Genomic DNA, 18,286 nt, shown 5'->3' with positions numbered 1-18,286 from the left:
GTCCGGCCGCGTCCCACGAGGCCGCACCGGACGGCATACGGCAGGGTCCGTCCCAGCCCGATCGACCGCGAGCGAGCGAGAGACATGAGCGCATTCCTCCAGTACACCCTCCAGGGTCTGGCCGCCGGCGGCTTCTACGCGCTGTCCGCGCTGGGCCTGGCCGTCATCTTCGGCGTCCTCGGGGTCGTCAACTTCTCCCACGGCGCCTGCTACATGCTCGGCGCCGTCATCTCCGCGGTGCTGCTCGCCGAGCTGCACGTCGGCTTCTGGGTCGCGCTCGTCGTCGTGCCGATCCTCATGTTCGGGTTCGGGGTGCTGATGGAGCGGCTGCTCGTGCGCTGGCTCCTCGCCCTCGACCCGCTCTACAACTTCCTGCTCACCTTCGGCCTGACCCTGATCCTCGTCGAGGCGGTCAAGCAGAAGTACGGCGTCTCGGGCCTGCCCTACGAGGTGCCGGCCGGGCTGGGTGGGCAGGTCAGCGTCGGCAGCGTCAACCTCTCGGTCTACGCGATCTTCGCGTGCCTCTTCTCGGTCGTCGTCTGCGTGGCCGTCGGGCTGCTGCTGACGAAGACCCGCATCGGCATGATCGTGCGGGCCTCGACGGAGGCGCCCGAGCGCACCCGCGCGCTCGGCATCAACGTGGGCCGCTGGGTCACCCCGGTCTTCGGCTTCGGCATCGCGCTCGCCGGGCTCGCCGGCGTGCTGGCCGCGCCCACCCGGGCCATCACGGCCGAGATGGGCAGCAACTTCATCATCATCCTGTTCGCGGTCGTCGTCATCGGCGGCCTCGGCAGCATCCTCGGTGCGGTGGTCGCAGGGTTCCTCGTCGGACTCGTCGAGGCCTACGGCATCGCCTACGCCCCCACGTACGCCCAGATCGTCATCTTCGTGCTGATGGCGCTCGTGGTCCTCGTCCGGCCCTCCGGGCTCTTCGGACGGGAGGAGGTCGCATGAGCGAGCAGATGACCGCCAAGGTCGACGTCGACCTGGCCCAGCCCTCGATCCTGTCGCGTCGCAACCCGCTGCGCTACCTCATGCTGCTCGGTGGCCTCGCGGTCCTCGTGCTGCTGCCGTACTGGATCTACCCACCCGTCGCGATGGACATCCTCTGCTGGGGGCTCTTCGCGATCAGCGTCGACCTGCTGCTCGGGTTCACCGGGCTGCTGAGCTTCGGGCACGCGGCGTTCTGGGGCGGGTCGGCCTACTGCACCGGCCTCATCGCCACGCACTGGGGCGTCCCGTTCCCGGTCGCGGTCCTCGGCGGCGCCGTGTTCGCGATGCTCATCGCGTGGCCCATCGGCTACCTCTCGGTGCGCCGCACGGGCATCTACTTCGCGATGGTGACGCTGGCGTTCGCGCAGATGCTCTACTTCATCGCCAACCAGGCCCGCGACCTCACCGGCGGCGAGAACGGCCTGCAGGGCATCCCGCGCAGCTTCTTCGGCATCGAGCTGGTGGAGGAGGACTCGTTCTACTTCTACTACGTCGGTGCCGCGATGATCCTCGTCGGCATCTTCATCGCCTGGAGGGTCGTCAACTCGCCGTTCGGCCGCGTGCTCACGGCCGTACGCGACAACCCGGCCCGCGCCCGCGCGCTCGGCTACGACGTGGAGCGGTTCAAGATCAAGGCGTTCGTCATCTCAGCCGGTCTCGCGGGGTTGGCCGGTGGGGTCTTCGCGATCAGCCACCAGTTCGCGTCGCTGCAGGAGCTGATGTGGACGACGTCGGGCAAGGTCGTGCTCGTCACCGTGCTCGGCGGCATCGGCACCCTCTGGGGCGGACTCGTCGGTGCCGGCGTCGTCGTGACGCTCGAGGACTTCCTCGCCAGCTCCGGCTTCGAGGGGATCGGCCTCATCACGGGCTCGATCTTCGTGCTCATCGTGCTGCTCTTCCGCCACGGCATCTGGGGCACCGGCCGCAACGTGCTGCGCAGGTACGTCCTCGACCGCCGCAAGCGCGCCCGAGACTGACGTCAGGTTCGAGGTGCTCCCGGTGGTTCACCCGGAGAGCACCTCCGACCATGTGCTCAGGGGGTCAGGAAACGGCGCGCCACGCGGCCGACGACGAGCCAGGCGACCGCGCCGAGGCCCCAGTTGACGAAGGTGTTCTTGACCAGGGCGTTCTCGCCCGTGAACTGCTTGATGCCCGCGGTCCGGCTGAAGACGCCGAGGTCGGCCCAGTCGGCAGCCTTGAGGACGCCAGCAACCAGGGCGTTGCCCGTGTTGGCCTCGAGCACGACGAGAGCCGCCCCGACCAGCAGGGCGGCGGCGGCCAGCAGGCAGACGACCCACACGATCTCGCCGAGCAGCGTGCGCAGCCGGTTGACGCCCGTCTTCGTGAGGGTGGCGGCACGGCGGGCGCCCGCTCTGAGGTCGGGGGAGCGGCGCACCCTGGCAGGGTGGGCGGCGACGGTCGACGCGGTGCTGGCGGACCCCGTCGTCGGCGACGCCTGCGACGCCTGCGCCTCCTGCGCCGCCCGGGCGGCTGCTCGGTCGGTGAACCGGGGCGTCACCGGCTGCTCGGTCACGGTGGCGTCGCCGGGGTCGTGCTCGCGCGCGGTGGTGGCGGCGCTCGGGTCAGCGCCGGGCGTGCGGTCCGCCGGGCTCGAGGAGGTGCTGCTGGCCGTGCTCGTCATCGAGGGGTTCTCCTTGGCTGTTCGTGGCTCTCGCGGCTCAACGAGCCAGACCCCCTGCAGGACACGGCCCGGGCCGCGATTTCGTGCTCGGGAGGCGTCCGGACACCGGTTCGAGGCCGGTGTGCGTGACCCATAGACTGGCCCGCATGTCCTCCCTGTCCCGCGACGACGTAGCCCACCTGGCCGGCCTCGCCCGCATCGAGCTCTCCGACGCCGAGCTCGACCGCATGGTGGGTGAGCTCGGAGTCATCCTCGAGTCGGTGGCCAAGGTCCAGCAGGCCCCGACCGACGGTGTGGCCCCGATGTCGCACCCCATGCCGCTGACCAACGTCACCCGCCCCGACGTCGTGCGCCCGACCCTCGGTGCCGAGGCCGCACTCGCCGGCGCCCCCGAGGCCGAGCAGCAGCGCTTCTCCGTGCCGCGCATCCTCGACGAGGACTGACCCCTCACCAGCCGTCCCGCGACGCCCGCGTATGCCGCCGGGCCGAGCCCCGCGGCATACGCCCTCTCGTGGGCACCACGAAACCCCCTGCAGCAGAACCGAACACGAAGGCACTGACGTGACCGACCTGCCAACCGACCTCACCCGGGCCACTGCCTCGGCACTCGCCGACGCCCTCGCCGCCGGCACCGTCTCCTCGGTCGAGGTGACGCAGGCGCACCTCGACCGCATCGCCGCGGTCGACGGCCAGGTGCACTCCTACCTCCACGTCGACACCGAGGGTGCCATCGCGCAGGCCCGGGCTGTCGACGAGCGCCGCAGGGCCGGCGAGAGCCTCGGCGCGCTGGCGGGCGTGCCCATCGCCGTCAAGGACGTCATGACGACGAAGGGCGTGCCGACCACGTGCGGCAGCAAGATGCTCGAGGGGTGGGTCCCGCCCTACGACGCGACCGTCGTCACGAAGCTGCGCGAGGCCGGCCTGCCGATCCTCGGCAAGACGAACATGGACGAGTTCGCCATGGGCAGCTCGACCGAGCACTCCGCGTACGGCCCCTCGCGCAACCCGTGGGACCTCGAGCGCATCCCCGGCGGGTCGGGCGGTGGCTCGAGCTCGGTGCTCGCCTCGTTCCAGGCGCCGCTCGCCACCGGCACCGACACCGGCGGCTCGATCCGCCAGCCCGCCGCGGTGACCGCGACCGTCGGCACCAAGCCGACCTACGGCGGCGTCTCCCGCTATGGTCTCGTCGCCCTCGCCAGCTCGCTCGACCAGGCCGGCCCGTGCGGGCGCACGGTGCTCGACACCGCACTGCTGCACGCCGTCATGGGCGGGCACGACCCCATGGACTCGACCTCGATCGACGCACCCGTGCCGCCCGTCGTCGAGGCCGCCCGCGCCGCCGACGTCAAGGGCATGCGCATCGGCGTCGTCAAGGAGCTCGGCGGCGAGGGCTACCAGCCCGGCGTCCGCGCCCGCTTCGACGAGTCCGTGGCCCTCCTCCAGGAGCTCGGGGCCGAGGTCGTCGAGGTCAGCTGCCCCAACTTCGAGTACGCCCTCGCGGCCTACTACCTCATCCTGCCGAGCGAGGCCTCGAGCAACCTCGCGAAGTTCGACGCGATGCGCTACGGCCTGCGGGTGCTCCCCGAGGGCGTCGACGACCCGAGCGCCGAGCAGGTCATGGCCGCAACCCGCGACGCCGGCTTCGGCCCCGAGGTCAAGCGCCGCATCATCCTCGGCACGTACGCCCTCAGCTCCGGCTACTACGACGCCTACTACGGCTCGGCGCAGAAGGTGCGCGCGCTCATCGCGCAGGACTTCGACAACGCGTACGGACGGGTCGACGTGCTCGTCAGCCCGACCGCCCCCACCACGGCCTTCAAGCTCGGCGACAAGCTCGAGGACCCGATGGCCATGTACCTCAACGACATCGCCACCATCCCGGCCAACCTCGCCGGGGTGCCGGGCATGTCGATCCCGTCCGGCCTCGCCGACGAGGACGGCCTGCCTGCCGGCATCCAGATCCTTGCCCCCGCGACGAAGGACGAGCGGCTCTACTCGGTGGGCGCCGCCCTCGAGGCCGCCCTCGTCGACCGCTGGGGCGGTCCGATCCTCGACCGCGCGCCCGCGCTGGGCGATGCCGCTGCTGTGAAGGGAGCCTGACATGAGCACGGCCACCGCCGACGCCGTCATGGACTACGACGAGGCCATGGCGAAGTTCGACCCCGTCATGGGTCTCGAGGTGCACGTCGAGCTGCACACCGCGACGAAGATGTTCTGCGGCTGCCCCACCGAGTTCGGCGCCGAGCCCAACTCGCAGGTCTGCCCGGTCTGCCTCGGCCTGCCCGGCGCGCTGCCGGTCGTCAACGAGAAGGCCGTCGAGTCGGCCATCCGCATCGGCCTCGCGCTCAACTGCGAGATCGCCGAGTGGTGCCGCTTCGCCCGGAAGAACTACTTCTACCCGGACATGCCGAAGAACTTCCAGACGTCGCAGTACGACGAGCCGATCGCCTACAACGGGCACCTCGACGTCGAGCTCGAGGACGGCACCGTCTACCGCGTCGAGATCGAGCGCGCCCACATGGAGGAGGACACCGGCAAGTCGCTCCACATCGGCGGTGCGACCGGCCGCATCCACGGCGCCGACCACTCGCTCGTCGACTACAACCGCGCGGGGATCCCGCTCATCGAGATCGTCACCAAGCCGATGACCGGCGCGGGGGAGCGGGCACCCGAGGTCGCGAAGGCGTACGTCTCGGCGCTGCGCGACCTGCTGCGCGCGCTCGACGTCAGCGACGTGAAGATGGAGCAGGGCTCGATGCGCTGCGACGCCAACGTGTCGCTGCGCGCCAAGGCCGGCGACCCGACGTCGCCCGAGCAGCTCGCGGTGCCGCTCGGCACCCGCACCGAGACGAAGAACGTCAACTCGCTCCGCTCGGTCGAGCGGGCCGTCCGCTACGAGATCTCGCGCCACGCCGCGATCCTCGACGGCGGCGGCTCGATCCTCCAGGAGACGCGTCACTGGCACGAGGACACCGGCATCACGACGTCGGGCCGCGTCAAGTCCGACGCCGAGGACTACCGCTACTTCCCCGAGCCCGACCTCGTTCCGGTCGCCCCGACCCGCGAGCGGGTCGAGGCGCTGCGCGGCACGCTCCCCGAGAACCCGGCCGCCCGTCGCAAGCGTCTCCAGTCCGACTGGGGCTACAGCGATCTCGAGATGCGCGACGTCGTGAACGCCGGTGCCGTCGAGCTCATCGAGCAGACGGTGGCCGCGGGTGCGAGTGCCGGTGCCGCGAAGAAGTGGTGGCTCGGTGAGCCCTCGCGTCGCGCCAACGCCGAGGCCCAGGACATCGTCACGTATGCCGCCGGGCTCGGCCTCACGCCGGCGCACATCGCCGAGCTCGACGGGCTCGTCGTGTCCGGGCGCCTCAACGACTCGATGGCGCGCCAGGTGCTCGACGGCGTGCTCGCCGGTGAGGGCACCCCGACTGCCGTGGCCGACGCGCGCGGGCTCGAGCTCGTCCAGGACGACGGCGCCCTCGAGGCCGCCGTCGACAAGGTCATTGAGGCCAACCCCGACGTCGCGGCGAAGATCCGCGACGGCAAGGTGCAGGCCGCCGGTGCGCTCATCGGCCAGGTGATGAAGGAGATGAAGGGCCAGGCCGACGCCGGCAAGGCCCGCGAGCTCATCCTCGCCAAGCTCCAGTAACCGACGTGTCGGGGGCCGCAGACTTCGACCTCTCGACGGCTGAAGGGGTGGGTGGGGGCCAGCTAGCGCTTACCGCCTCCGAGGAGGCCGCCCAGCAGACCACCGAGGATGTCGCCGGCTCCGCCCGACGCCCCGGCCCCACCGCCTGAACCGCCGCCGAGCACCTGGCCGAGGATGTCCTGCAGCGGGTTCGACCCGGATGAGGAGTCGCCTGTCGAGGCGCTGCCCGTCGGCGTCGCGCTGCCCGGCGCCTGCACCGGCCCGCTGCCCGCTCCCGCGCCTCCGGGGAAGAGCGGCCCGTCATCCGTGGCGCCGCCCCCGCTCGGGGCCGAGGGCGCACCGCCACCGAGCACGCCGCCGAGCCCGCCACCGAGCCCACCACCCTGCCCGACCTTCCCGGCCAGCCACGACAGCACGATCGGGGCGAGGATCGGCAGCAGCTTCTGGACGATGCCCCCCGAGGTCCCCCCGAGGCCGCCGAGCTGGCTGACGACCTGGTCGGTGTTGTCGCCGAAGATGTTGCCGACGATGGCACGCCCGTCCTGCTCGTCGACGTCGTCGAGGCCCGTGACCGGGTCCTGGTGGTCGGAGAGCGCAGCCATCAGCGAGTCGGCTGCCGCCGGGTCGGAGGCGTTGGCGTGCAGCCCGCCGAGCAGTGCGGGCAGGGCGCTCTCGGCGGCCCTGCGCACCTCGTCGCTCCCGACTCCCAGCTGGCCGGCCAGCTGGTCGACCGGAACCTGGTCGAGGATCTCGTCGTACGAACCCATGGGTGGCCCTCCTCGTCGCGGCCCGCGCCGCTGCGGGTCCTGCCCGTCAGGCTAGCCATGCGGGACGGTCACCGGCAGCCCGCGGGCGTCCGTATCTCGCGGGACGTCAGCGGGCGCCCACGGCGGAGAGCGGCAGCGAGACGAGGCGGTCGGCGCGGTTGTTGTTGCTCGTCGTGATCCACACGCGGTTGCCGACGAAGTGGATGTCGCGGATGCGGCCGTAGGTGCGGTTCAGGTGCCGGGTCGCCGTGCCGGCCGTGCCGTCGGCGTTGACCGGCACGCGCCAGACGGACTCGCCACGCAGGGCAGCCATGTACACCGCCCCGTCAGGGCCGACGGCGATGCCGCTCGGCGACATCTCGTCGGTCGGCCACTGCGCCACGGGGTCGACGAAGTCGGAGTTGCCCTCCCGCCCCTCGACCTCCGGCCAGCCGTAGTTCTTGCCGGCCTCGATGAGGTTCAGCTCGTCCCAGGTGTTCTGCCCGAACTCGCTGGCCCACAGGCGTTTCCGGCTGTCCCACGCGAGGCCCTGGACGTTGCGGTGGCCGTAGGACCAGACCGGAGATCCGCCGAAGGGGTTGCCCGGAGCAGGCTCTCCCTCCTTGGTGATGCGCAGGATCTTGCCGCCGAGCGAGTCGAGGTTCTGCGAGAGCCCCGTGTCGCCGGCCTCGCCCGTGCCGACGTAGAGGTAGCCGTCGGGACCGAAGGCGATGCGCCCGCCGTTGTGGCGGCGCCCGCTCGGGATGCCGGAGAAGATGACCTCCGGCTCGCCCAGTCGGCCGTCTCGCCACTCCACCGCCGCGATGCGGTTGTCGCTGTTGGTCGTGTAGTACGCGTACACCACCGGGTCGCTCGCGAAGTCGGCGGCCACCGCGAGGCCGAGGAGGCCGCCCTCGCCCTCGGTGCGGAAGATGGGGAGCCGTCCGACGACGGTGGACCTGCCCCCGGTGCCGGGCTTGGGCACGTGGTGCACCCGCCCGGTGTTGCGCTCACTGACGAGGGCGCTGCCGTCGGGCAGGACGGCCACCGACCAGGCGATGTCGAGGCCGCGGAGCAGGGTGACGGGTCCGGCCGGCTGGACGGGCGGGGGCGTCGCCCGGGTCGTGGTGGTCTTCGACGGGGTGGTGGTCGAGGCGGTCGGGCTCGCCGTGCTCGGCGGGACGGCCGTGCTGGTGCCGACCGCCGTGCTCGTGGCCGACGTGGAACTGGTGCCGGCCGTCGACGAGCCGGCGCTCGTGGACGGCGCTTCCGGGGTCGAGCTCGTGCACGCCGTGGCGCCGAGCGCCACGACGAAACCCCCCGCGAGGGCACGGCTGATCCAACGGGAACGATGCGGCATACCTCATTGTGTCCCAATGGCGGCCGATGGCCACCATGGTCAGCCTCCGCGTCGCGCGAGGATCGCGGCGAGCTCCTCGTTCACCTCGGCGTGGGCGACTCCCGCGTCGAGGACCCGGCGGGCCGCGCCGAGGTCTCCCATGAGTCCCCGGAACAGCAGCAGCAGGTCGACGTCGTGGTCCGGTCGCTCGACCGTGATGGCGGCACCCGCGCGCACGGTCCCGGGCGTCACCACCGACAGGTAGGCGCCGGTGCGGCCCTCGTCCGCGAAGCGGCGCACCCAGCGGGGGACCCCCATGTGGGCGGCGAAGGTGGCGCAGGGGATGCGAGGCACCTCCACCCGCAGCACCACGTCGTCGATCCGCCACAGCTCGCCGACGAGCGCGTGCGTGGCGTCGACCCCGACCGTGGTCACGTTCTCGCCGAAACCGCCTGGGGCGATGGGGCGCCCGAGCTCACGCTCCCAGTGGTCGAGGTCCTCGCGGGCGTACGCGTAGACGGCTTGGAGCGCCCCGCCGTGGTGCTGCGGCTTGCCGATCTCGTCGCCCACCACGCCGCTGCCGAGACCGCCGTGCTTGGGCCCCGGGTCGCGCACCTCGAAGGAGTCGACCGGCTGCTTGTCGATCGCGGTGGGGGCGCCGCCACCCGGCGGACGCGTGCGACGACCCGAGTTGAGAGACAGGACGTGGGGCGTGTTCACCCGCGCGAGCCTAGTCGGCGCGGTCCGGCGCGGTCCGTCCCGCCGGCGGTGCTCGCGGCCGGTCGCGTGGACGGGTGGGGTCGGCCGCGATCGTGTCATCTAGCGTGGCCGCATGGCTGCAGCCCCGCTCGTCGTGTCCGTGCCCGAGATCGAGTACGCCGAGGCGCTCGCCGACCTCGACGGCGTCGACACGGTCGTCTGGGACATGTCCGAGCCGCACCCACGAGGTGCGGAGATCCGGCTCGCGGTCATGCCGTACATGACGAGGCTGCGTCTCGCGGACGTCGCCGTCGGCCTCGACGCGCTCGAGGTCGTGCAGCTGCAGAGCGCCGGCTACGAGCAGTTCCTCCCAGAGGTGCCGGAGGGGGTCACGCTGTGCAACGCCGCGGGCGTGCACGACGCGTCGACGGCCGAGCTCGCCCTGGCCCTGACGCTCGCGTCCGTCCGTGAGATCCCGAAGTTCGTCGTGTCGCAGGCCGGCTCGACCTGGGAGCCCCTCATCCTGCGGTCCGCCCTGGCCGACAGTCGCGTGCTCGTCGTCGGCTACGGCCAGATCGGGCGCGCGGTGGCGCGCCGCTTCGCGCCCTTCGAGGTGGCGCTGACCGCCGTCGCCTCTCGCGCGCGTGACGGCGACGACCTCGTCCCGCACGTGCACGGCATCGACGAGCTGCCCGATCTGCTGCCGCACCACGAGGTGGTGGTCGTCATCGTGCCCCTGAGCGAGGCGACGCGCGGGCTGTTCGACGCCGACATGCTCGGGCGTATGCCGGACGGCGCGGTCCTCGTCAACGTGGCCCGCGGGCCCGTCGTCGACACGGACGCGCTCATGGCCGAGTGCGCGTCGGAGCGACTGAGGGCGGCGCTCGACGTGACCGACCCCGAGCCGCTGCCCGCCGACCACGCTCTCTGGACGACTCCCGGCGTGCTCATCACGCCGCACATCGGCGGGGCGACGCAGGCCATGCGCCCCCGGGCCAAGGCCCTCGTGCGCCGTCAGGTCGAGGCGATGCTGGCAGGCGGTCCCCTCGTGAACGCGGTCGCGACGGGCGGTTCCGCAAGGGGCTGAGCCCACCTCGACACCGACAGGGCGACGAGCCCTTGTCGCTGTCAGACCCTTAGTGGACACTGTCAACATGACCGAGACCATCGTCGCCATCGGCACCCGCAAGGGCCTGTGGGTCGCCCGCAGCAGCGACCGCACCGAGTGGGCCCTCGAGGGTCCGCACTTCCTCATGAGCGAGGTCGCCTCCGTCGCCGTCGACACGCGAGAGGGGCGCTCGACGGTGCTCGCCGGGGTGAAGTCGTGGCACTGGGGGCCGACCGTCCAGGCCTCGACCGACGGCGGTCGCACCTGGACCGAGAGCGCCGAGCGCGCCCTCGCCTTCCCGAGCGACACCGACACCGCGCTCGAGCGGGTGTGGCAGCTGACCCCCGACCCGAACGACGCCGACGTCGTCTGGGCCGGCGTCGAGCCGCACGCCCTCTTCCGCAGCACCGACCGGGGCGAGCACTACGAGCTGGTCCGGGGCCTGTGGGACCACCCGCACCGCCCAAAGTGGGAGCCCGGCTTCGGTGGGGGAGCGGTGCACACGATCGTTCCCGAGGCCGGCCACCCCGAGAACCTCCTCGTCGCGATGAGCGCGGGCGGTGTCTACCGCTCGAGTGACTCCGGCGAGACGTGGGCGCCGTCGAACCCGGGCATCCGGGCCTACTTCATGCCCGACGACGAGTACCCCGAGTACGGCCAGTGCGTGCACAAGGTGGCGCGCGGTGCGGCCGACGGCGCGCTCTACGCCCAGAACCACAAGGGCGTCTACCGCTCCGACGACAATGGGGCTTCTTGGCAGTCCATCGCCGACGGGCTGCCCACCGACTTCGGGTTCACCATCCTGGCCCACCCGAGGCGACCCGGCGTCGTGTGGAACATCCCCGTCGCCGACGACGGCGAGCGCATCCCGCCCGGCGCCCAGCTGCAGGTGCAGCGTTCCGACGACGGCGGCGCCCACTGGCGCATGCAGGCGCAGGGCCTGCCGTCCGAGAGCTTCACGTGCGTGCTCCGCGACGCCGCGTCCCTCGACTCCGCCGACCCGGTCGGCGTCTACCTCGGCACCCGCAACGGCGACGTGTTCGCGTCGGTCGACGAGGGTGAGACCTTCCATCGCATCGCCACGCAGCTGCCCGACGTCCTCGTGGTCCGCGCGGCCCAGCTCGACTGAGGCACAGGGGTTCTCGTATGCCGTCTGCTCCCGTCCGCGTCATCCTGCCGGGCATGCTCCGCGACCTCGTGGGGGGCGTCGCCGAGATCGAGGTCGAGTCGCCCGGTGACGGCCAGACCGTCGCCGAGCTGCTCGACCGCGCGTTCTCCGAGCACCGCATCCTCGACGGCAAGGTGCGTGACGAGCGGGGTCAGATCCGCCGGCACGTCAAGGTCTTCGTCAACGGTGAGGACGCCACGCGCGGCGACGGCGTCGCCGCGCAGGTTCCTGCCGGCGCCAGGGTCCACATCATCAACGCCGTGTCCGGCGGCTGAGCGCCGCGACGGTCAGCGCGACGAGACCCGCAGCGCCAGCGGGAAGGTCGCGCGCAGCACGGTGCCACCCCCCGATCGTTCGCTGATCGTCACGTCGCCACCGAAGGTGCGGAGAGTGTCGCGCAGCAGCCGTAGGCCGAGGTGCCCCTCGCCGCCGGGCAGCCCGTCGGGCCCGCCCGTGCCGCCGGACGACATCTCCGTCCCTGCGCCCAGTCCGACCCCGTCGTCGCGGACCTCGACGACCGCGGCCTCGTGCACGACCTCAGCCGTCACCTCCACCTCGGTCGCACGTGCGTGCTTGGCCACGTTCCTCAGGGCCTCCCGCACGATGCGGTAGGTCAGCTGTGCGACGCCCAGCGGCTCGCCGAGCCGGGAGTCGACCGCCACGACGACGTCCGTGCCGTGCCGCCGCTGTCGCTCGGCGAGGTCCTGGATGGCGGGCTCCAGCCCACCGTGCTCGAGGTCGGCCGGGTAGACGTCGGTCAGCAGCTCGCGCACGCCCGAGACGCCGCGGGCGACGTCGGTGTGGACCTGCTCGAGTAGGGCGCGCGCCGCGGTGGCCTCACGCGGCAGTGCCGCCGCCACGGTCGGCAGGGCGTAGCCGAGGGCGACGATGTCCTGGACGATCCCGTCGTGGAGGTCCTGGGACAACCGTCGCCTCTCGAGGTCCGACGCAGAGAGCGCCTGCGCCATGATCGCCTCCCGCTCGGCGAGGCCACGGTCGACACGCCTGGCCAGCGACAGGGCGAGGGGGAGCAGGGCGAGGGCCAGCAGCAGCAGCGCCCCGAGTCCGAGCAGCGTGAACTGCCAGCGGATGTCGCTGACGTCCTGGCGGATGCGTTCCGTCGGCCAGTACGCCTCGAAGACGAGGGGCGTCCCGTTGTCGGCCCTGAAGCCCACGTACACCTCGATCAGCTCCTGGGCAGACTGCTCCGAGACGTTCTCGGGCTTGTCGAGCGGCGAGACCTCACCCGTGGCGTCGTTGGTGCCGAACAGGGTGGCCACGTCCTCTTCCAGCTCGAACGTCCTGCCGGTCACCTCCGGCTCGTCGCTCCACAGCACCCGCCCGCTCGCCGTCCAGATCTTCATGTGCGCGATCGACCCGTCGGCCATGCGGGTGCGCATGAGCCGGACGAGGTCGCGCGTGGCGACGGTGTCCCCGGTGAGCACCTTGTCGTCGACGAGGGGCGCCACGACGGACTTGGCGTACGCGACGCTCCTCGTGGTCGCCTCGCGGACGGACAGTCGCTCGGCCAGGGGGGTCGACAGCAGCAAGGTGCCGGCCGCGACGAGGCCCAGGACTGCGAGGCTCCACAGCAGGAACCGGACGACCGAGTCGCGCACGACCTTCGAGCGTCCCGGTTGTGGGACGTCGAGCTGTGCGGGTGACGTGCCGGCGGGTCTCGGCGGCACGACGGCAGTGGTGTCGGAGGTCGTCGTCGGCGGTGTCTTCACTGGCATGGCTCAGTCCTCGTTCGGGAGCTGGATGAGCCTGCGGCGCAAGGCGATCATCACGGCTTCGAGCTGGCTGTGGGCGTCGAGCTTCACGAGGAGGCTCTTGATGTAGCCGCGGCACGTCAGCACCGAGATGCCGAGTGTTCGCGCGATGGTCGTGGGGTCGCGTCCCTCGGCCAGCAGGGTGAGCACCTCCCGCTCGCGAGCGGTCAGCAGGTCGGGCGTGGCCCGCGGGGCGGCGGATGCGCCGATGAGCGTGCGCAGCAGCACCGGGTGCACCGCGAAGCCGTCGCGCGGCGCGGTGCGCAGGGACTCCATCAGCTCGGTCAGCGGACCCCCTTTGGGCAGCACCGCGCAGGCGCCTGCCTCCGCTGCCCTGGTCAGCAGGGACTCGTCGACGTGCGCGGTCAGCACCACGACACGCGTCTCGGGCCGGTCGGACGTGATGGTCCTCGTCACGTCGACGCCGTCGCCGTCGTCGAGCCTGACGTCCATGACGACGACGTCGGGAGACGCGGTGGCCACAAGGGCCGTCGCCTCACGGGCCCCGTGGGCCGTGCCGACACACTCCATGCGGGGCTCCGCGGAGATCGCGAGGCACAGCGCGTCGGCCAGGGTCCGGTGGTCGTCCACCACCAGGACCCGCAGGACATCAGACGTCATCGAGAAACCCCCTCGCGGGGGCCCCGCGCCCCCCCGGCACTCCCCCTGGCCTTCAGTATCACGGCACTCGTGCGCCCGCGACGGAAAACGGTCCCAAATACTGGGGGTCGTCCCACCCGTGCATGGGAGATCCGCCCGAGCCCGTCGCGACGCACCATGGCAGGCAGGGGAGCTGCCCGGGGATCAGCTATGGGGGGATCAGAGATGAAGGATGTCGTCGGCGTACCGGTGGTGCGGTTGTGTGGCGGGCTCGTGGTGGGGCACGGGCCGGGAGCGTTGGGTCCGCGGGACCTGGGGGGTGCGAAGGCGCGGCACGTGTTGCTGGCGCTCCTGCTCGAGGGCGGCGACCCGGTCTCGAAGGGTCGGATCATCGAGTACCTGTGGGGGGACACGCCTCCGGCGGGGGCGTTGGGCACGTTGGAGGCGTACGTGAGCCTGCTGCGCAAGCGGCTGGCCGGGGCCCCGGGTGTCGAAAGCGCCGAGGGCGCTGGGGGTGCTGAGGGCGCTGGGGGTGCGGGTGCCCGGGTGGCGCCGATCGTGACGGTGCCGGGCGGGTACCGGTGGGACGTCGCGGCGCGGGCGCAGGGGTTGACGGTGGACGTGATCGAGTTCGCGCGGTTGGTGGCGCGGGCGCAGGAGCTGTTGGGGGCGGCGGCGGTGGGGGTGTACGCGCAGGCGTTGGCGTTGGTGGCGCGGCCGTTGCTGCCGGACGAGGCGGACCTGCCGTGGTTGCAGGAGGCGGTGCAGGCGCACGAGGCGCGGGTGCTGCGGGCGTTGGCGGACGGGGCGCGGGCGGCGTTGGAGGCCGGTGACCTGGGGCACGCGCAGGTGTGGGCGCGGGCGGCGATCGGGCGGGACCGGTTGCTGGAGTCGGCGTGGCTGGTGCTGCTGGAGACGTTGGAGCGTCGGGGTGAGCACACGGACGCGGTGCGGGAGTACGAGACGTGTCGCACGGTGTTCGCGGCCGAGCTGGGGTGTGACCCGGGTCCGCGGTTGCGGGCGGTGTTCCGGCGGTTGCTGGCGGCGACCTCGGAGCAGGACGACCGGTTGCGTGACCTCGTCGCCGCGGTGGTGCGCCTGCACCACGTCCTCGACGACTCGGCCTCCGGGTCGGCGTCCCCGGGAGGTGGTGAGCACGGCGCGGACGGTACGGGCGGTGCGGGCGGGGCGCGCAGCGCCGGACCGGTGGTCCCGGCCTCCCTGAAGGAGGACTGCAGCCGGCTGTTGGCCCTGGTCCGCGCGGCCGATGCCCGTCAGCGCGCGGCGGTGCCGTCCCACGGGTCCCACGGTGTCCCCGTCGCCGCGGCCACCGGTTGACCACCGGCCGCCCGGTTGACGGGGCGCGCCCGCCGGAGGACCGCCTGCGGGCCGCTACGGGCCGACGACGCGACCCTCCACGGCGTCGAGTGCGACCGCGCCCAGGTCGCGAGAGTCGACGGAGGTCGCCCGGGCGTCACCGAGCACGAACACCGCGTCGGAGGGCACCGTCACCGGTCCGAACCACACGCCGTCGACCGACTCGAGGTCGACGAACGGCTCCACGACGCGTGTGCCGTTGACGACGAGAGCACCGTCGTCGAGCTCGACGGTGTCGCCACCGACCCCGACGACCCGCTTGACCAAGGACGTGTCCCGGACGGTGCGGACCGCGGCGTCGACACGGTCGGGGGACAGCCCGACGACACCGCCGCTCGCCGCGGCTGCCGCGGCGCGCTCCGACCACCGGTCGCCGTCGAGTACCACGACGTCGCCGCGCGCGACCGTCCCTGCCCAGGGCTGCTTGAGCAGGAGCACCTGCTGGCCCGGCGTCAGGGTCGGGCTCATCGAGTCGGAGGTGACCCGGACGGGCTGCACCACCCACGTGAGCGTGGCGGCCGGGACAGCCACGAGTCCCACGAACGCCAGCGCCCGACGCCGGAACGTCGCGCGCCGCGCCGGAGGTGGTGCGAGCGCTCCGGGGACGGAGGCGGACCCGAGGACAGGGGAGCTGCGCTCGGGTGCCGCCCCTGCCCGGTCCGGCGCCTGTCGGCTCACGTGAAGCGCACCAGGCCCCAGACGACCCAGCCGCAGAGACCCACGGCGAGGAGGAGGTTGCCGACCGACCGACGCTGGCGGACCGGCAGCATCCCGACGAGCAGGGCCAGGGCCCCCAGCTCGGCGACGACGCACAGAAGGTCGAGCGTCCCGACGGTCTCGACGGCCGCCTCTGCGCCGGAGCCCGGCACGATCGGCATGCCGTTGCCGTGCCCGCCGGGCACCTGCGACCCGCCGTGGTGGCTCCAGCCCAGCCCGAGCCCCTGGCCCGCGGTGTCCGGGTGGACCGGCAGGCCGATGGTGCGCGACGCGACGTAGAGCCCCACGAGGCCCGCCGTGAGGAGCACCGCGGCCGGGACGAGCCGTGCGCTGAGCCCCCGCCAGAGGGCCTGCGCCAGCCACAGCTGACCTGCCGCGACGACGATGAGGAAGACGCCGGCCGGCGCCCACTCGGCGAAGTGCTCGGGCGCCACAGCGAGGTGCACGAGCGCAGCGATGCAGCTGAGCGCCCCCGCGGCCCGCGCCTGTGCCGCGAGTGCCGGCCCCGTGGACACGGCGTCCGCAGCCGTGTCGGTGCCGGGCGACGAGCTCGACGGCAGTGCCGTGGTCGACATGTCGCCGCCCCTCAGACGTCGTCGATCTCAGGGAGCGACTTGCATGGATCGCTCATCGGGTCGCTCACGTCGTGGTCGGCCAGCACCTCGAACTGGCTCATCATGTCGTGGTCCTCGTGGACGAGGTTGTGGCAGTGGATCATGTACTTGCCGCGGCCCTCGAAGCGAGCCACGACCCGCACCGTCTCGTTCTCACCCACGTAGACGACGTCCTTCGGGCCGAGCTCGTGCGGCATCGGCGGCTTGCCGTTGCGGTCGAGGATGCGGAAGTCGATGAGGTGGATGTGAACCGGGTGGAACCAGCCGCCCGAGGAGTTGCGGATCTCCCAGATCTCGACGTCTCCCTCGCGCGGGCTGGCCTCGACGAGGGAGAACTTGCTCTTCACGACGTCGTCCCAGGTGTGCCCGTTGATGGTCCACATCCCGTGCTTGCGCTTGAGGTCGAGGCGGCGCGTGCGCACCGCGTCGGCCGCCGTGAGGAGCATGGCGGGGTTGGTCGGGTTCAGGGCGTCGGGAACGGCGTTGTCCGCGCGGTCGAAGTCGTCGGCGACGACGTCGAAGGCCATCACCTTGTTGGTGTTGGCGTAGTCGATGTTGTTCTTCGGGCTGGTGTTGCGCAGCACGACGCGACGGCCCACCGGCATCTTGCCGAAGTCGATCACGACCTCGTAGCGCTCGGCCGCGCCGTGGCGGAAGCGCTGCACCGTCTGCGGCTGCGGCATCAGTCCCGCGTCCGTCGCGATGACCGTCATGGGATCCCCGGAGTCGAGCGACCACTGGTACGAGCGCGAGATGGACGCGTTGAGGATGCGGAAGCGGTACTTGCGCCGCTTGACCTTCATCACGGGCCACGGCACCCCGTTGACCAGGACGACGTCGCCGAACATCCCCGACTCGCTGTGGTTGTCGAAGTAGAGCGAGCCGTCGCTCGCGAACATCGCGTCACTGACCAGCAGCGGCACGTCGAACTCGCCCTTGGGGATCGGCAGGGCCTGCTCCAGCGGGTCGACGAGCTGGTACTGGGCGGCGAGGCCCATGAGCACGTTCTCGGCCGTGTGGTGCAGCCCGTGGTCGTGGTACCACAGGGTGCGACCCGTCTGGGTGTTCGGGTACACGTAGTCCTTGTACTGGCCCGGGTTGGTGATGTCGCTCGCGTAGCCGTCGTACTGCGGCAGCGACGGAGAGCCGTGCAGGTGCACGGATGTCCACGGCGTGTAGCTCAGCACCGGGTGCTTGCCCGGCAGGTTGTTGACCTGGCGCATCACGGTGCGCCGGCCCTGCGCGACCTTGACGGTCGGTCCGGGAACGAGTCCGTTGTAGCCCCACAGCGGCGTCTGCAGGCCCGGGACCACCTCGGCCTGGAGCGGCTTCATGTAGACCTTGTAGAAGTCGGTGGTGGCGTCCGTGCGGTAGGGCCGCAGCACCGGCGGCGTCCGGAACTGCATCGTGAACGGCCGGGGCAGCCGGCTGCTGGCGAGGCGGCCCTGAGGGCTGGACTTGGCACTCACCGTGCGCTCCAGAGGCAGCGCCAGGGCGGCGCCCCCGACGACGCCCAGCTTCATGAGGTCTCGGCGAGACAAAGACATGGTTCCTCCCTTGATCATGTCCTTTCCTACTCAAGAGGAACCCAGCGACCTTGTTGATACCTTGGATGAATCCGGCTGTGAGGCAGGGCAATTCGGACATCTGGGGGTGTATGGGGCAAGGCGCTCGAGTCCAAGGTTTTCGCAAGGATCACCCCCGACAGTGGGACTGCACCCGGTCAGGGTGAGGAGACTTCCTTCAAGCGGCTCGGCGCCGACCCCGTGCGTCGCCGACCGTCCCCGGCGGGATCTCCACCTCGATGGTGAGAAGCAACACTGTGACCTGATCCCCCAGGAGAGGCGGGCGTCCCGAGTGGG

The 18,286-nt window shown here is 71.9% G+C and carries 18 protein-coding genes; 9 read left to right on the top strand and 9 right to left on the bottom strand.

The window, feature by feature from the left end; translation table 11 throughout:
• Window positions 1–84 precede the first annotated feature (84 nt).
• Window positions 85–954: a branched-chain amino acid ABC transporter permease gene (locus tag ACXR8F_RS00545; RefSeq protein WP_458798342.1), complete on the top strand. Its 870-nt coding sequence runs from the start codon at window positions 85–87 to the stop codon at window positions 952–954.
• The gene (locus ACXR8F_RS00540) at window positions 951–1,970 is read left to right on the top strand and encodes a branched-chain amino acid ABC transporter permease (RefSeq protein WP_458798341.1); all 1,020 of its coding nucleotides are present in this window, start codon (window positions 951–953) and stop codon (window positions 1,968–1,970) included. The genes ACXR8F_RS00545 and ACXR8F_RS00540 overlap by 4 nt, the downstream gene beginning before the upstream one ends.
• Before the next feature lie 56 nt (window positions 1,971–2,026).
• Here the strand turns inward: ACXR8F_RS00540 and ACXR8F_RS00535 are convergent, their stop codons facing one another.
• Window positions 2,027–2,635, bottom strand: coding sequence for a hypothetical protein (locus ACXR8F_RS00535; protein ID WP_458798340.1), 609 nt, complete (start codon window positions 2,633–2,635; stop codon window positions 2,027–2,029).
• Window positions 2,636–2,781: 146 nt separating this feature from the next.
• Here ACXR8F_RS00535 and gatC point away from each other — a divergent pair, with 146 nt between their 5' ends.
• The 3 genes from gatC to gatB all read left to right on the top strand — a co-directional run bounded on the left by gatC (window position 2,782) and on the right by gatB (window position 6,284).
• Entirely contained in the window at window positions 2,782–3,078 is a 297-nt protein-coding gene (gatC, locus tag ACXR8F_RS00530; RefSeq protein ID WP_045188526.1) for an Asp-tRNA(Asn)/Glu-tRNA(Gln) amidotransferase subunit GatC, read from the top strand.
• A 127-nt stretch (window positions 3,079–3,205) separates the two neighbouring features.
• Window positions 3,206–4,735: an Asp-tRNA(Asn)/Glu-tRNA(Gln) amidotransferase subunit GatA gene (gene gatA / locus ACXR8F_RS00525; RefSeq protein ID WP_458798820.1), complete on the top strand. Its 1,530-nt coding sequence runs from the start codon at window positions 3,206–3,208 to the stop codon at window positions 4,733–4,735.
• 1 nt (window position 4,736) lies between these two features.
• Complete coding sequence (gatB, locus tag ACXR8F_RS00520) at window positions 4,737–6,284, top strand: Asp-tRNA(Asn)/Glu-tRNA(Gln) amidotransferase subunit GatB (protein ID WP_458798339.1); 1,548 nt, start codon at window positions 4,737–4,739, stop codon at window positions 6,282–6,284.
• A 62-nt stretch (window positions 6,285–6,346) separates the two neighbouring features.
• Here the strand turns inward: gatB and ACXR8F_RS00515 are convergent, their stop codons facing one another.
• From ACXR8F_RS00515 to ACXR8F_RS00505, 3 genes are all read right to left on the bottom strand, one after another.
• The gene (locus ACXR8F_RS00515) at window positions 6,347–7,051 is read right to left on the bottom strand and encodes a DUF937 domain-containing protein (RefSeq protein WP_458798338.1); all 705 of its coding nucleotides are present in this window, start codon (window positions 7,049–7,051) and stop codon (window positions 6,347–6,349) included.
• 106 nt (window positions 7,052–7,157) lie between these two features.
• Window positions 7,158–8,390 carry a PQQ-dependent sugar dehydrogenase gene (locus ACXR8F_RS00510; RefSeq protein WP_458798337.1) on the bottom strand — a complete coding sequence of 411 codons (1,233 nt, stop codon included), beginning with the start codon at window positions 8,388–8,390 and terminating at the stop codon, window positions 7,158–7,160.
• A 39-nt stretch (window positions 8,391–8,429) separates the two neighbouring features.
• Window positions 8,430–9,089, bottom strand: coding sequence for an MOSC domain-containing protein (locus ACXR8F_RS00505; RefSeq protein ID WP_458798336.1), 660 nt, complete (start codon window positions 9,087–9,089; stop codon window positions 8,430–8,432).
• 112 nt (window positions 9,090–9,201) lie between these two features.
• Here ACXR8F_RS00505 and ACXR8F_RS00500 point away from each other — a divergent pair, with 112 nt between their 5' ends.
• The 3 genes from ACXR8F_RS00500 (at window position 9,202) to ACXR8F_RS00490 (ending at window position 11,619) form a co-directional block, all read left to right on the top strand.
• Window positions 9,202–10,155 carry a 2-hydroxyacid dehydrogenase gene (locus tag ACXR8F_RS00500; RefSeq protein ID WP_458798335.1) on the top strand — a complete coding sequence of 318 codons (954 nt, stop codon included), beginning with the start codon at window positions 9,202–9,204 and terminating at the stop codon, window positions 10,153–10,155.
• Window positions 10,156–10,222: 67 nt separating this feature from the next.
• Window positions 10,223–11,305, top strand: a complete 1,083-nt coding sequence (locus ACXR8F_RS00495; RefSeq protein ID WP_458798334.1) for a WD40/YVTN/BNR-like repeat-containing protein — start codon at window positions 10,223–10,225, stop codon at window positions 11,303–11,305.
• A gap of 17 nt (window positions 11,306–11,322) precedes the next feature.
• The gene (locus ACXR8F_RS00490) at window positions 11,323–11,619 is read left to right on the top strand and encodes a MoaD/ThiS family protein (RefSeq protein ID WP_045188536.1); all 297 of its coding nucleotides are present in this window, start codon (window positions 11,323–11,325) and stop codon (window positions 11,617–11,619) included.
• Window positions 11,620–11,631: 12 nt separating this feature from the next.
• Here the strand turns inward: ACXR8F_RS00490 and ACXR8F_RS00485 are convergent, their stop codons facing one another.
• Together ACXR8F_RS00485 and ACXR8F_RS00480 are read right to left on the bottom strand one after the other, a co-directional pair.
• Window positions 11,632–13,080 carry a sensor histidine kinase gene (locus tag ACXR8F_RS00485; RefSeq protein WP_458798333.1) on the bottom strand — a complete coding sequence of 483 codons (1,449 nt, stop codon included), beginning with the start codon at window positions 13,078–13,080 and terminating at the stop codon, window positions 11,632–11,634.
• Between the two features lie 3 nt (window positions 13,081–13,083).
• Window positions 13,084–13,737, bottom strand: coding sequence for a response regulator (locus ACXR8F_RS00480; RefSeq protein WP_045188537.1), 654 nt, complete (start codon window positions 13,735–13,737; stop codon window positions 13,084–13,086).
• Window positions 13,738–13,941: 204 nt separating this feature from the next.
• On the opposite strand from ACXR8F_RS00480, the gene ACXR8F_RS00475 reads away from it, so the two are divergent.
• A complete protein-coding gene (locus ACXR8F_RS00475; protein ID WP_458798332.1) occupies window positions 13,942–15,054 on the top strand; it encodes an AfsR/SARP family transcriptional regulator in 1,113 nt (370 codons plus the stop codon).
• 54 nt (window positions 15,055–15,108) lie between these two features.
• Here ACXR8F_RS00475 and lepB read toward each other — a convergent pair whose 3' ends face one another.
• The 3 genes from lepB to ACXR8F_RS00460 form a co-directional block, all read right to left on the bottom strand.
• Window positions 15,109–15,633, bottom strand: a complete 525-nt coding sequence (lepB, locus tag ACXR8F_RS00470; RefSeq protein ID WP_458798819.1) for a signal peptidase I — start codon at window positions 15,631–15,633, stop codon at window positions 15,109–15,111.
• 134 nt (window positions 15,634–15,767) lie between these two features.
• Entirely contained in the window at window positions 15,768–16,385 is a 618-nt protein-coding gene (locus ACXR8F_RS00465; RefSeq protein WP_458798331.1) for a hypothetical protein, read from the bottom strand.
• A gap of 11 nt (window positions 16,386–16,396) precedes the next feature.
• Window positions 16,397–17,971: a multicopper oxidase family protein gene (locus ACXR8F_RS00460; RefSeq protein WP_458798330.1), complete on the bottom strand. Its 1,575-nt coding sequence runs from the start codon at window positions 17,969–17,971 to the stop codon at window positions 16,397–16,399.
• Between the last annotated feature and the right edge of the window lie 315 nt (window positions 17,972–18,286).

The sequence above is a fragment of the Terrabacter sp. AAH1 genome, assembly GCF_054456855.1.
This window is presented reverse-complemented; position numbering and strand designations above follow the sequence as displayed.

What these genes read in the sequence shown, in the direction of transcription:
- ACXR8F_RS00545 (WP_458798342.1), top strand. Translation starts at nt 85, where the DNA reads ATGAGCGCATTCCTCCAGTACACCCTCCAGGGTCTGGCCGCCGGCGGC.
- ACXR8F_RS00540 (WP_458798341.1), top strand. Translation starts at nt 951, where the DNA reads ATGAGCGAGCAGATGACCGCCAAGGTCGACGTCGACCTGGCCCAGCCC.
- ACXR8F_RS00535 (WP_458798340.1), bottom strand. Translation starts at nt 2,635, where the DNA reads ATGACGAGCACGGCCAGCAGCACCTCCTCGAGCCCGGCGGACCGCACG.
- gatC (WP_045188526.1), top strand. Translation starts at nt 2,782, where the DNA reads ATGTCCTCCCTGTCCCGCGACGACGTAGCCCACCTGGCCGGCCTCGCC.
- gatB (WP_458798339.1), top strand. Translation starts at nt 4,737, where the DNA reads ATGAGCACGGCCACCGCCGACGCCGTCATGGACTACGACGAGGCCATG.
- ACXR8F_RS00515 (WP_458798338.1), bottom strand. Translation starts at nt 7,051, where the DNA reads ATGGGTTCGTACGACGAGATCCTCGACCAGGTTCCGGTCGACCAGCTG.
- ACXR8F_RS00510 (WP_458798337.1), bottom strand. Translation starts at nt 8,390, where the DNA reads ATGCCGCATCGTTCCCGTTGGATCAGCCGTGCCCTCGCGGGGGGTTTC.
- ACXR8F_RS00500 (WP_458798335.1), top strand. Translation starts at nt 9,202, where the DNA reads ATGGCTGCAGCCCCGCTCGTCGTGTCCGTGCCCGAGATCGAGTACGCC.
- ACXR8F_RS00495 (WP_458798334.1), top strand. Translation starts at nt 10,223, where the DNA reads ATGACCGAGACCATCGTCGCCATCGGCACCCGCAAGGGCCTGTGGGTC.
- ACXR8F_RS00490 (WP_045188536.1), top strand. Translation starts at nt 11,323, where the DNA reads ATGCCGTCTGCTCCCGTCCGCGTCATCCTGCCGGGCATGCTCCGCGAC.
- ACXR8F_RS00485 (WP_458798333.1), bottom strand. Translation starts at nt 13,080, where the DNA reads ATGCCAGTGAAGACACCGCCGACGACGACCTCCGACACCACTGCCGTC.
- ACXR8F_RS00480 (WP_045188537.1), bottom strand. Translation starts at nt 13,737, where the DNA reads ATGACGTCTGATGTCCTGCGGGTCCTGGTGGTGGACGACCACCGGACC.
- ACXR8F_RS00475 (WP_458798332.1), top strand. Translation starts at nt 13,942, where the DNA reads ATGAAGGATGTCGTCGGCGTACCGGTGGTGCGGTTGTGTGGCGGGCTC.
- ACXR8F_RS00465 (WP_458798331.1), bottom strand. Translation starts at nt 16,385, where the DNA reads ATGTCGACCACGGCACTGCCGTCGAGCTCGTCGCCCGGCACCGACACG.
- ACXR8F_RS00460 (WP_458798330.1), bottom strand. Translation starts at nt 17,971, where the DNA reads ATGTCTTTGTCTCGCCGAGACCTCATGAAGCTGGGCGTCGTCGGGGGC.